Source organism: Vescimonas sp., from assembly GCF_057856985.1.
In genome coordinates this window covers 496,381-509,039 of record NZ_DBLZXX010000001.1, presented here as the reverse complement: position 1 = coordinate 509,039, position 12,659 = coordinate 496,381, and the positions used below count along the sequence as shown (strand labels likewise).

10 protein-coding genes and 1 riboswitch are annotated in these 12,659 nt (G+C 52.8%); of the genes, 4 read left to right on the top strand and 6 right to left on the bottom strand.

The genetic code is table 11. The annotated features are described in order from the left end of the window. Positions 1-14 precede the first annotated feature (14 nt). The 6 genes from rpoB to ACZM22_RS02340 form a co-directional block, all read right to left on the bottom strand. On the bottom strand, positions 15-3,695 hold the full coding sequence (gene rpoB, locus ACZM22_RS02365) for a DNA-directed RNA polymerase subunit beta (RefSeq protein ID WP_489542966.1): 3,681 nt from the start codon (positions 3,693-3,695) through the stop codon (positions 15-17). Positions 3,696-4,271: 576 nt separating this feature from the next. Next, positions 4,272-4,358, bottom strand: a riboswitch (cyclic di-GMP riboswitch). A 290-nt stretch (positions 4,359-4,648) separates the two neighbouring features. Further along, positions 4,649-6,334, bottom strand: coding sequence for a recombinase family protein (locus ACZM22_RS02360; RefSeq protein WP_489542965.1), 1,686 nt, complete (start codon positions 6,332-6,334; stop codon positions 4,649-4,651). A 286-nt stretch (positions 6,335-6,620) separates the two neighbouring features. Further along, the gene (mobV, locus tag ACZM22_RS02355; protein WP_117470671.1) at positions 6,621-7,601 is read right to left on the bottom strand and encodes a MobV family relaxase; all 981 of its coding nucleotides are present in this window, start codon (positions 7,599-7,601) and stop codon (positions 6,621-6,623) included. After that, a complete protein-coding gene (locus ACZM22_RS02350) occupies positions 7,601-7,822 on the bottom strand; it encodes an LLM class flavin-dependent oxidoreductase (protein ID WP_487893144.1) in 222 nt (73 codons plus the stop codon). The genes mobV and ACZM22_RS02350 overlap by 1 nt, the downstream gene beginning before the upstream one ends. 434 nt (positions 7,823-8,256) lie before the next feature. Further along, complete coding sequence (locus ACZM22_RS02345) at positions 8,257-9,561, bottom strand: DNA primase family protein (protein WP_117470731.1); 1,305 nt, start codon at positions 9,559-9,561, stop codon at positions 8,257-8,259. Further along, positions 9,542-10,174, bottom strand: coding sequence for a CHC2 zinc finger domain-containing protein (locus ACZM22_RS02340; protein ID WP_117470673.1), 633 nt, complete (start codon positions 10,172-10,174; stop codon positions 9,542-9,544). The genes ACZM22_RS02345 and ACZM22_RS02340 overlap by 20 nt, the downstream gene beginning before the upstream one ends. Positions 10,175-10,403: 229 nt before the next feature. On the opposite strand from ACZM22_RS02340, the gene ACZM22_RS02335 reads away from it, so the two are divergent. The 4 genes from ACZM22_RS02335 to ACZM22_RS02320 all read left to right on the top strand — a co-directional run bounded on the left by ACZM22_RS02335 (position 10,404) and on the right by ACZM22_RS02320 (position 12,648). After that, positions 10,404-10,601 carry a helix-turn-helix domain-containing protein gene (locus ACZM22_RS02335; protein WP_117470674.1) on the top strand — a complete coding sequence of 66 codons (198 nt, stop codon included), beginning with the start codon at positions 10,404-10,406 and terminating at the stop codon, positions 10,599-10,601. A gap of 26 nt (positions 10,602-10,627) precedes the next feature. Further along, on the top strand, positions 10,628-11,467 hold the full coding sequence (locus tag ACZM22_RS02330) for a helix-turn-helix domain-containing protein (RefSeq protein ID WP_117470675.1): 840 nt from the start codon (positions 10,628-10,630) through the stop codon (positions 11,465-11,467). Next, positions 11,454-12,095, top strand: coding sequence for a sigma-70 family RNA polymerase sigma factor (locus tag ACZM22_RS02325; protein ID WP_177610473.1), 642 nt, complete (start codon positions 11,454-11,456; stop codon positions 12,093-12,095). The genes ACZM22_RS02330 and ACZM22_RS02325 overlap by 14 nt, the downstream gene beginning before the upstream one ends. A gap of 334 nt (positions 12,096-12,429) precedes the next feature. Further along, positions 12,430-12,648 carry a hypothetical protein gene (locus ACZM22_RS02320; protein WP_148455998.1) on the top strand — a complete coding sequence of 73 codons (219 nt, stop codon included), beginning with the start codon at positions 12,430-12,432 and terminating at the stop codon, positions 12,646-12,648. Positions 12,649-12,659 lie beyond the last annotated feature (11 nt).

Sequence of the window (12,659 nt, the reverse complement as noted above, 5' to 3'; positions counted from 1 at the left end):
GCTCCTCCTTTTCCTTAAAACTCATCGTCCCCGTCGTCATCGAAGGAAGCGTCCACTTCCTCGTCGGCGACGTAGTCAAAACCGGCATCGGCCAGCTCGTCCTCGTCGGCGAACCGCTTCTGCCGCTCATCCTCGGCGTCCATACGGGCCAGATTGAAGGTATCCAGCGCGTCCTCGTCCTCCTTCAGCTCGATCTGGTTGCCGTCGGCATCCAGCACCTGAATATCCAGGCACAGGGACTGCAGCTCCTTGACCAGCACCTTGAAGGATTCCGGTACGCCCGGGGTAGGCACGTTGTGGCCCTTGACGATGGACTCATAGGTGCGGACACGGCCCGTCACGTCATCGGACTTGACGGTCAGGATCTCCTGCAGGGTGTACGCCGCGCCGTAGGCCTCCAGCGCCCACACTTCCATCTCGCCGAAGCGCTGGCCGCCGAACTGGGCCTTGCCGCCCAGAGGCTGCTGAGTCACCAGAGAGTAGGGGCCGGTGGAACGGGCATGGATCTTATCATCCACCAGATGGTGGAGCTTCAGGAAGTACACATAGCCCACCGTGACCTTATTGTCGAAGCGCTCGCCGGTGCGGCCGTCATACAGCCAGCTCTTGCCCTCGGGATCGAGGCCGGCCAGCTGCAGCGCCTCGGAAATATCCTTGTCGGTGGCGCCGTCGAAGATGGGGGTGGCCACCTTCCAGCCAAGGGTCTTGGCGGCGTAGCCCAGATGGACCTCCAGAACCTGACCGATGTTCATACGGCTGGGCACGCCCAGGGGGTTCAGCACGATGTCCAGCGGGGTGCCGTCGGGCAGGAAGGGCATATCCTCCTGGGGCAGCACACGGGACACAACGCCCTTGTTGCCGTGACGGCCGGCCATCTTGTCGCCGGGCTGGATCTTACGGCGCTGGGCGATATAGACGCGGACCACCTCATTCACGCCCGGCCCCAGCTCGTCGCCGTTCTCGCGGGTGAATACCTTGGTATCAATGACGATGCCGCTCTCTCCGTGGGGCACCTTCAGTGAGGTGTCGCGGACCTCGCGGGCCTTCTCGCCGAAGATGGCGCGCAGCAGGCGCTCCTCGGCGGTGAGGTCGGTCTCGCCCTTGGGCGTGACCTTGCCCACCAGAATGTCGCCGGCGTGGACCTCGGCGCCCACGCGGATGATGCCGCGCTCGTCCAGATCCTTCAGAGCGTCCTCGCCCACGTTGGAGATGTCGCGGGTGATCTCCTCGGGTCCCAGCTTGGTATCGCGGGCGTCGATCTCGTACTCCTCGATATGGATGGACGTATACACGTCCTCCTTCACCAGCCGCTCGTTCAGCAGCACGGCGTCCTCGTAGTTGTAGCCTTCCCACGTCATAAAGCCCACCAGGATGTTGCGGCCCAGAGCGATCTCGCCCTGCTCGGTGGCGGGGCCATCGGCCAGCACGGTGGGATCATCGCCGCCGTGGACCCGCTCGCCCACGGAGACAATAGGCTTCTGGTTGACGCAGGTGCCGTGGTTGGAGCGCAGGAACTTGATGAGCTTGTAGTCCTTGGTCTCACCGCTGTCGTAGCGGACGGAGACGTTGGTGGCGTCCACCTTGGTCACCACACCGTCTCCCTCGGCCAGCACGGCTACCTCGGAGTCCAGGCAGATCTTGTGCTCCATACCGGTACCCACGATGGGAGCCTCCGGCTTCAGCAGGGGCACGGCCTGACGCTGCATGTTGGCGCCCATCAGGGCACGGTTGGCATCGTCGTTGGGCAGGAAGGGGATCATGGCCGTGGCGATGGACACCATCATGCGGGGAGACACATCGATGAAGTCCACGCTGTTGCGGGGGACCTCCACGATCTCGTCGCGGTGGCGGCAGGTGATACGCTCGCGGGTGAGGCACCCATTCTCGTCCACCGGCTCCGCCGCCTGACCCACCACGTACTGATCCTCCACGTCGGCGGTCATATAGGTGATGTCGTTGGAGACCTTGCACGTCTCGTGATCCACGGCGCGGAACGGCGCCTCGATAAAACCGTACTCATTGATGCGCGCATAGGTGGCCAGATAGGAGATCAGGCCGATGTTGGGGCCTTCAGGCGTCTCGATGGGGCACATACGGCCGTAGTGGCTGTAGTGTACGTCTCGGACCTCCATGTTGGCGCGCTCGCGGCTCAGACCGCCGGGGCCCAGAGCGGACAGACGGCGCTTGTGGGTCAGCTCGGCCAGAGGGTTGGTCTGGTCCATGAACTGGCTCAGGGGACTGGAGCCGAAGAACTCCTTGATGGCCGCGGTGACAGGCCGGATGTTGATAAGGCTCTGGGGCGTCACCACGTCCAGATCCTGAATGGTCATACGCTCGCGGATGACGCGCTCCATGCGGGAAAAGCCGATGCGGAACTGGTTCTGCAGCAGCTCGCCCACGCAGCGCAGGCGGCGATTGCCCAGATGGTCGATATCGTCCTTGGTCACAAGACCGTGGGCCAGTGCGTTCATATAGTTGATGGACGCGAAGATATCCTCCACGATGATGTGCTTGGGCACCAGATCGTCGGCGTGCAGACGGCACTGGGTGATGAGCTCGTCGCCGCTGTACTGGCTCAGCAGATCCTGCAGCACGTCGAAGCGGACGCGCTCCTTGATGCCGCACTTCTCACGGGGATCGAAGTCCACGTAGCGGGACATATCGCACATCTTATTGGTAAAGATCTTCAGTGTCTCGCCGGACTCCAGCGCCACGGTGATCTCGTACACGCCGATGGCGTCCAGCTCGGCGCAGTCGGCGGCGGTCAGCACGTGGCCGTCCTCAAAGACGATCTCACCGGTGGTGGGATCTGCCACCGGCATGGCCAGCTTCTGGCCCTTGGCGCGGGACCAGATGGTCAGCTTCTTATTGAACTTGTACCGGCCCACCATGGACAGGTCATACCGGCGGGGATCGAAGAACAGGCCCTGCAGCAGGGTCTCGGCGGAATCCACCGTGGGGGGCTCGCCGGGGCGCAGCTTGCGGTAGATCTCCAGCAGCGCTTCCTCATAGGTCTTGCAGGTGTCCTTCTCCAGCGTGGCCACGATGCGGCGGTCATCGCCGAAGCGCTCCAGGATCTCGCCGTCGGTCTTGAGACCCAGCGCGCGGATCAGGCAGGTGATGGGCAGCTTGCGGTTCTTGTCGATACGGACCCAGAACACCTCGCTGGTGTCGGTCTCGTACTCCAGCCACGCGCCGCGGTAGGGGATGACGGTGCTGGTCAGCAGGGGCAGGTCGGTCTTGAGATCGATCTCCTTGCCGTAGTACACGCCGGGGGAGCGGACGATCTGGCTGACCACCACGCGCTCAGCGCCGTTGATGACGAAGGTGCCGCCATGGGTCATCAGCGGGAAATCACCCATGAAGATCTCCTGCTCCTTGATCTCGCCGGTCTCCTTGTTGTGCAGGCGCACCCGCACCTTCACGGGAGCGGCATACGTGGCGTCCCGCGCTTTGCACTCCTCCACATCGTACTTGGGCTTCTCATCCATGCTGTAATCAATGAAGCTCAGCTCCAGATTGCCGGCATAGTCCGTGATGGAAGCCACGTCGGCGAACACCTCACGCAGGCCGGTCTCCAGGAACCACTTGTAGGACTTCTTCTGGATCTCCAGCAGGTTGGGCATCGCCATGACTTCTTCGTGTCGGGCAAAATTCTTGCGCAGGGTCTTGCCGTAGTATTTGTCCTTGGCCATTCAACGATCACGCCTTTCTATTGTTTCTTCATTTCCGACCCCGTCCGGCCTCGCCAAAGCCGTTCAGGGCCTCTGAGGGGCGGCTCCGCGGCGACACGCACGGGCTTGTTGGCGATTTTTACATCGCTGCCCTTGTATTCCGCCGCCAGAGATGGTATACTATGGTCAGATGAAAGTGGGGGTGTTTGCGCCCATCTTCCCAATATAAGCGCCTTATTATATCAAAATTTGGATGGACTGTCAAGCCTGTATCGCGCCCCGGGGCGCTTTTTTTCTGCTCAAAGCCGGTGTCCCATCGGTAAAACGCGTGAAAAACAGGGTACACCGCTCAGGTGTACCCTGTTTTTTGTCAGACCATGTCCGTGCCATCCCCTCCGGGACTGCTCCGGCGCATACGCAGGACCTCCGCCTCGCCGGAGGGTCTGCGTACACGCCGGAGGGTCGCCAGCATACGCAGGCGTCCCTCCGGAGAGGGGTGTGTACGTCTCTATTAAAAGGGGGGGGATAGAGTCAGACGGCCAAAAAACGTCGTGATGGGTGCAAAAAAACCAGCTGCAAAGCAACACACATCGTGTCGATTGCAGCCGGTCGATCATGCGGATAACTCCGTTTGGACACCTGGCTTTGCGTCCCGATCTTTCGATCGGTTTGCCCAACGTTCTTCGGTTGTCCTCACTTTACCACGCGGCTAAGCATTTGTCAAGAACATTCTATCTCTGTTGTGAATAATTTCTTTACGCCTTCTTAACGCTCTCTGTCGCATAAAGCCTCCCGCGAGAGTCCCCGTCTGCTTATCACACTGCAGCGTGCGCCGCTGATACAGATACCCGTCAAAGATGCGTCTCTCAGCGCAAGAAAAACCCCGCCCCCCGTCAACGATGGGGAGCAGGGCCTTCGCCATGTATCTCTGCCGCTCCGCTGCGTCCGGCTTCTGCGCCCGTCCGGCTCCGCCGTCAGCATGTCTGTCCCGGCTCCAGCAAGGCCACCGTCTCAACTTGTGTATCGTTATCCAAACTTATTTCCATATCTTCCTCTATGATCGGGAGCTTGAATTTGATGGATTTCAGCCATTGTCCGTTCGGCTTCCGTTCCTCAAAGATATGGATTTCGGAGATCAGCGACTCCATAAGCTGTCGGCGTTCCTGTTCATCCATCACGGCGTACAGCTTATCAAAGTAAATCAAAACTTTGTAGATATTATCGGCAGTCAGCTTTTCAGCTTCGATTGCCATTTTCTTTGCTCTGGCTTCAATCAGCAGAGACTCCGTATCCTCGATTTTATCATACATCTTGTAAAGACGATCATCAAGGTCTGCCTTGCGTTTGATGTAATGTTTATCATCGGGGTCAAGTGTATCAATTTCCTCTATCAATCGGGACTTGATGGAATAGCTCTGGCGAAGCTGTTTTTCGTAGTTTGCAATCTCCTGTTCGATAGCGGAAGTATCCACTTTCATGCTGATTTTCTGCTGCATCAAAGCGGCAAACTTCGGATTGCTGACCAACTTGGTAATCACCTCTGCGACAGCGGTTTCCAAGAGTTCTTCGTGGATTTGCTTCTTATAGTCGCACTTGTGACCACGGGTCATGGTGCGGTGTTTGCAGCCGTAGTAGTAGAAATCCTTGTACTTCGTGCCGTCTGCCTTGTGCTTGACACTCTTATTGCCGTACATACCGGCTCCGCAGATCGGGCATTTGAGCAAGCCTGTCAGCAGATGCACCTTGTTATCCTTACCATGGTTGACCTTCTCGTATTTCTTTGCCTGGGCAACCAATTTCACCTGTGCATCATGCCAGAGTTCTTCGGAAACAAGTGCTTCGTGCAGACCATCGACCAACAGATAGTTGTCCTGTTCAATAAGACGGTAATCGTTTCTTGTGCCATGCACCTTTTCCGTCCTGCGTCTGCCATAGGCGATCTTGCCGCAGTAAACAGGATTTTTCAGTATCCTGCGGATAAGCGCCGCATCAAACAGAGGATTCTTGCCGTTCTGTCTTTGGATTTTTCCAATGCCATGATTGGCGAGGTATCGGGCAAGACCGTTTGCGCCCATGTCGGTATGCACGTACTTGTCAAAGATGATGCGGATTGCTTCTGCTTCTTCCTCATTCACATACAGCTTGCCTTTTTCAAGCGTATATCCATAAGGAGCAAAGCCGCCGTTCCATTTGCCCTCACGGGCTTTCTGGATTCTGCCCTCCATCGTCTGAACACGGATATTCTCACGCTCGATCTCGGCAACCGCTGACAGAACGGAGATCATCAGTTTTCCTGCATCCTTGGAGGAATCAATACCATCCTCAACACAGATCAGATTGACACCGAAATCCTGCATAACCTGCAAGGTGGACAGCACATCTGCCGCATTTCTGCCGAAACGGGAGAGCTTGAACACCAGCACATAGGAAACACCGTCCTTGCCGGATTTGATGTCCTCCATCATGCGGTTAAACTCTAATCTGCCCTCGATGGACTTACCGGATTTACCGGCATCCTCATACTCACCGACAATCTTATAGTCATTGTACTCGGCAAATGCTTTCATTCTGGCTTTCTGAGCATCCAGAGAGTATCCATCCACCTGTATCGTGGTGGATACTCTCGTGTAAATATATACTTTTATCTTGTCTTTTTTCATATCGTTATCCTCATTCGTGCCGCCGTATGCAGCACCGTTATGTAACCCCTACTCCGAAATCACTCTCAGAGTAGGTTTGGACACTTATCACACGTATATTATATCATGCAATGTCCGTTTTTTCAATAGATTCCTCAAAAAGTTTGGAATTGTTTACAATTTCTTTTTCTCGCTGTCCAAACAAATCGGCGGCTCCGGAAGATTTTCAATATCCAGAACCGCCGCATATTTCTCTATTAAGTTGGCAAGTAAATCGGCAAAGCCGCTCCATTCATCCTTTTTTCTGTTATCTATAATGGCGTACCTCCTGCGTTTTGCTGTCACGATGTGTATATGCTCGAATGATCTCCGGCGGGATGCGGTCAAGAATGCCCTTGATGCGCTCATAATCGCTATGCAGCCGCATTTCCTGCAACTTCTTGACGGTGCTTTCTTTCTCGCTCTTTTCCAGAGCGGCGGTCAGCTCGTCATTTTTCTTTTCCAACGCTTTCTGTTTGCCGTCCGCTGTTTTGAAGAACTTTTTGTATTTCTTCATCTGCGTTTCCATAGCGGCAACATCGGGGATATACTTTTCAAGAAACGCCGCAATCTGTGCCGAACGCTCCTTGTAGTTCGTGAACTTCATATCGGAGAGCAGTTCTGCCAGCTTGTCATGCTGCTTGTTCAGACGTGCCATCTGTTTGAATACCCTTGTGGGGATGTGGTCACGCCCGGTCTCGCTGGCACTTTCGCCACGTTCCAGATCGGGATATTTCTTTACCATGTGTTCCCAATACTTGTCCTGCCACTGTGTCAGCTTCTTTTTGTTCCCTAAAATCTCCTTGGCACACAACCTTTTATCCTCCGTCAGAGGTACAAAGCAAAGGTGCATATGGGGCGATTTCTCGTCCAGATGCACCACAGCGGATATGATCGTTTCGGGAGCTTGATTCTGCTTGATGAACTCCAACGCTTCATTGAAGAACTCACGGATTTCAGCTCGTTTCTTTCCCTTGAAAAACTCCGGCGTAGCGGTTATGAGAGCTTCCACCACACGAACGCTGTCCGAGCGTGTGCGGCATCCGGCTTCTGCAATCTGACACTCGGATTCAGCTCTGTACTTCCTTTCGGGCTTGATAAGATGGAAATTCAAGTGTGTACGGGACGGGTCAATGTCTGGATTGCTTGCGTATTTCTCCTTGGTGCGCTCGTTATGAGCTTCAATGCCGCTGATCTCCGGTCCCTTGTATTTCGCAAATCTTAAAATAGCGTACTGTGCATTTGCCATTATTTGCCCCTCCTTTTCTGCCATACGATGTCGTAGCCCAGCACATCGGCAAGCTCCACGACTTCCTTGTATCGGATACTTTCTCTCTGTAGTTTTGCGGACAGATTGGAAACGCTGTCGCTCCATCCGTACTCGTCCGAGAGCAGGTCAACAACTTCCTGCATAGTCATTCCGGTACGGATGATCTGTGCCTTTATTTCGTTGCGTACATTCATATTGATAAAATCCTCCATAAATTTTGTTTGTAATGCGGCGAAAACGGTACGCCCTACGGCATACCCACTTCACCGATTAGTGAAAATCTGCAATCTCTGAAATCCGTTCAGAATTTTGCTTGTGATGTCCTGCCCATATATGACCATATCCCACTTTACTGTTCCGTGTGATTTGCTCTGGAACAGAGAAAATACCTATTGTTCCGTAAGCGGGATACATTGTTCAGAGAAGCACGATTTCGTGAAATGGTTTTGTTCTGCGGTCAAAATCTTTCCTGTTTTCATTACCATTGATTTTCAATGCCCAAAAACAGGGCATCCGCCAACAGCATTGAAAAATAATAGTGAAACGGACTGAAAAGTACGTGTACCAAGTGTACTTGCTGTACCGTGGTACACTTGGTACGGATGGTACACGTATTTTCGGGTCAATATCATTTTTACAGAAATGGTCTTTGCAGAAGCTCGATGCCGACAAATCCTCTGGCATACCTCCCGCCGCCGATATTGACCTTATTGGTGTACTCGATGTTGTACCGACTCTCATTCTGTTTGAGAAACGAGCAGAAACTCTTTTGGGAAAGGCTGCTCAAAGCGTTATCATCACACCACAGCTTGTAAACGGCGTACAGGTCTTTGGAGCTGACCTCATAATCTGCCTTGAAGCGGATATACCCCTCGGAGCTTAAAAACTCGATGATGTTGTTTCCGTCCGATACGGCAGCGTCCATGTTGTCCTGTGCCGACTGGCTGACCGTAAACTTGTAATCGTTGTCGATCAAACGGTGCAAGCCCTCCAACGCCCACAGGAAGATGCCCTCCGCTTCGGCGCACATCTTTTCAGCGATATAGGGATCGTCCTTTCTGTTCGGGTCTTTCTCCTTGGTGGAGAGGATGATCTGTCTGCGGAAAAAACCAACGCTGCGGTCATAGAGAGATTGCAGGACACCGTTACCCAAGCCGATGAAGCGTACATACAAATCACCTTGATAGCTCTGCTGTCCCTTTTTCTCCAAATCCATCGGCAGCTCCGCTGTGATAATCGCCTTGATGTTGTTGGTCTGGGGGAGAGCTTCCAGTTTCATATCATCGTCCAGCATCACAAGTTCATGTTCCAAATCTGCACGAGCAAAGGGACTTGTCTCCACCTTTGCGATACTGCCTGTGTTCATGTTGCTGCCAAGCAGCGCACGAAGGACGATACCGATGCGGCTTTTCCCCTCGCCGCCCTTACCGATCAGCAGGAGCATCTTCTGTCCCTTGGTGGAGGGGATAAAGCAATATCCCATAAACTCCTGCAAGGTCAGAATGTCCTCCGGCTCTAAAAGTTGGGATAAAAAATGCAGCCATGTCACAGGCTGCGGAGCATCGGGATTATAGGCAACGGGCAGACGGTTGCGGCAGAAATCCTTTTCGGGACTGAATGTGCCGTTCAGATAGTACGTGCCGTTCGCCACATGGATACGGTCTTGGTACAGAGATAGCTTTGCGGTGCAGCACTCCATACGCATGACATCCAGCAGATTGGTGACTTTCTTTGCAACGCCGCTGGTCACATAATACTTGATGCGGTCATAGATGACCTTTTTCAAGCGGTTTTCATCGTGTACTCTGCCATTGACCGTGAAAAAAGCATCGTTCACCGTGACCATCGGATAATCACGGAGAAATTCTTCACAGAATACAGTTTCATTGATTTTCTTTCCGTCAAACCACGCCGGACACTCAAAGGGCGAGGTCTGCATCATTTCTTCGCTCATGGCGCATATCCTCCTTTTTCTTTCTTGTGGTGTAGTCCTGTAGGAACGTGATCTTGCCATTTTTCATCAGCTCGTCCACCACGGCAACACGTTCTTCCAGATCACCTACGGTCAAAATATCTGCCAGATATTCGATATAATCAATCATCTGGCAGGCTTCCACAAAGCGATCATCCAGAGCATCATCCGGCGTTTTCGGTGCATACCACACTTTCCAATCTTCCAGCAGATGCAAATAATCCGTCAGCACTCGGAAGCACAGCATTTCGTCCTCCCGGAACTGACGGATATAGGGATGCTTTAACTTGTGGGGAACTGCCACAGGCTGTCCCGGCTCGGTGCTGATACCGAAGTCCGCAGCCAGTCTTTGCGCCGCTTCGTAGCTGCTCAGATCAAAGAGCCTTGCCACGAAGTCGATCACATCCCCCTTGGCTCCGCAGCCGAAGCAGAAGAAGTATTCCTCGTTCAGCTTCAAGCTCGGATGCCTGTCATTGTGGAACGGGCAGCAAGCCATGCCGTTGCGGCTCACTTTCAGCCCGTAGTGTTCGGCGGATTGCTTTACGCTGATTGCCGCCTTGATGCTTTCATAAATGTTCATCGCATTCCTCCATAAATTTTTCTCGACGATTTTGTTCGTCTGCTTGAATATACGGAGAAAATGTCTATAGACCGAAAAATCACGCACAAATGCAGGAAAACAAAAAAGCCGCCCTGCAATTTTGCAAAAATGCAAAACGCAGGACGGCGATTGTTCACAGTTATGATATTGATTTTATTCCACTTGTGGTATATAATATAAAGTAGTACAGGAATGGAGGGTAATACCGATGAAATATCTTTCTACCTTTGAGGTTGCAGAAAAATGGGGCATTTCCCACCGCCGTGTCGGTATCCTCTGCAATGAAAACCGCATCCCCGGCGCACAGAGGGCGGGTGGACGATGGATTATCCCCGAAAATGCAGAGAAGCCCGCCGATGCAAGAGTCAAGAGCGGAAAATATATCAAGTCAAAAACAAAAGATTGATGCCAATAGGAAAGGGGGCGCAGAGCATGGAGCGCAAATACTTATCCGGCAACATCAGAGAGCGTTTGCAGGATTTGATGAAAGAACGTAAGATCACGCAGAGTGAGCTTGCCGCAAAAATTGGAATGGATGTCAGCACACTCAGCAGATTTATCAGCAATGCAACAGGCAAACTCGGTGACGAGAATATCAAAAAGATCGCAAAGGAATTTGAGGTATCCACCGACTTCCTGCTCGGCGTTACCGATATTCCCGACCGCATGAATTACGATATAGCCGAACTCGGCTTGTCGGTACAGGCGGCAAAAAATCTCTACACAGGAAAGGTCAATGCTGAGGTTGTCAATCGCTTACTGGAAAACAAAAACTTCGCCGCAATGACCAATATGATCGCACATTATTTTGATGATACCCTTGCTGCCGGATATGCCGCACAGAATCAGATGTATGCCACATTGAGTGCGCTGTTGATGGGAGAAGCAAAGCAGCATCCCGAAGATAGAGAAGCCATTACAGAAGCCGCAAAGACTGTCAGCGTTTCAAGGATGCCGATGTATCAAGCTGATCTTACTGCTATTCAGAACACCTTTATGAATGTGTTGAAAGAAATCAAGAAGGAGATCGGCTCCAATGTCTCAGACGCACAAGCCATGAGCAAAGAAGCGGCACAGCATATGTACGCAGAGCTGACAAAGGGGCAGGATGTGACAAAGCCGAATATCACGCCCGAAATGGTTGCCGAAGCGATCACGGGCAGCGTCAGCGGCATGGAGGGTGTTGACCCCGAAGCATTAAAACAATTCAATCAGGCATTGATCGGACTGCTCACGGTCAAGCCAACAGAAGATGAACATGACGGCAGTTGATAACGAAAAACTGTGTGCGCTGGCGCAGAACGGGAACATGGATGCGCTGAACAGTCTTGTGGAAAACAATCTGCGTTTTATCAAAATGACGGCGCATGAAATATGGAGCGCACAGATAGAAGTCAATCGGGCACTCGGTGTTACCTTTGACGATCTTGTGCAGGAAGGCTGTCTGGGACTGATGGGATGCGTGGAGAAATTCAATCCCGATGGCGGCAACAAATTTCTGACTTACGCAGCTCCGGCAATTCGCAATTCCATGATCGACTACATCCGAAGTCAGAGTACATCCTTTGAAGCAAAGCACATGGGCGAGATCGTCAGTCTGGATGAGGTGACGAAATTTGAAAATCGGGATCGTCATGCCTTTGTCCCCGATTCCAATATGACCAATCCCGCACAGATTTATATTGCAAAGGAAACGCACGAAGAACTTCACGCCGCCCTTGATGCAATCAGCAATCGAGAGCGTGAATATCTGTTGTACCGTTTCGGATTTGAGGACAATATAGAGCATCCTTTGACGGAGACAGCGGAGCATTTCTTCCTGTCAGAGAGCAGAGCGAAATCCACGGAGAGGCTGGCGTTGGATAACGTATGGTTGGAACTGCCGTGGTGGTTTCACTAACGAGGGGAACAGACGCTGCGGCGGGTTTTATATACCTCTTGCGCCCCCGTTGTCACAGAAAATCTTTCCGCACAGCTTCAAGATTTCCTATGCCAACTACACACGAACAGGCGGATTTTGCTCATGCTAAATCCTTCGTTTTGTGTTCCTTTCAGCCCACAAAATCCGCCTGTTCTGCTTCCGCCGAAAAGTGTCTGTCTGGCGTGGGACAGCCCCTTTCCAGCGTCAGCGGTCGCCAAAGGTATAACACACTAGACTTTGCAAGCAAAATCGTGTGCCAATAGGGATGCTGCTCACCCCTATTGGAAACCCAGAGCCAAGGGATTTCACCCCTTTGGATACCCCCATCATTTTCTCACAAATGGTACCCACATTGAAAAAACTGCGTTTTACCATGTCGGACCTTTTCTCGAAAATGCCACAGCACACGACATTCATTTTTGCAGAGGCTTTGCAAAAATCTCAACCTGTGCCGTGGGGTGCCGAGCAAAAATTCCGTGTTTGCCAACACAGAAAATTTCCTCGTCACGCTGCTGCGGCAGAAAAACAATAGCGGACTTTTTG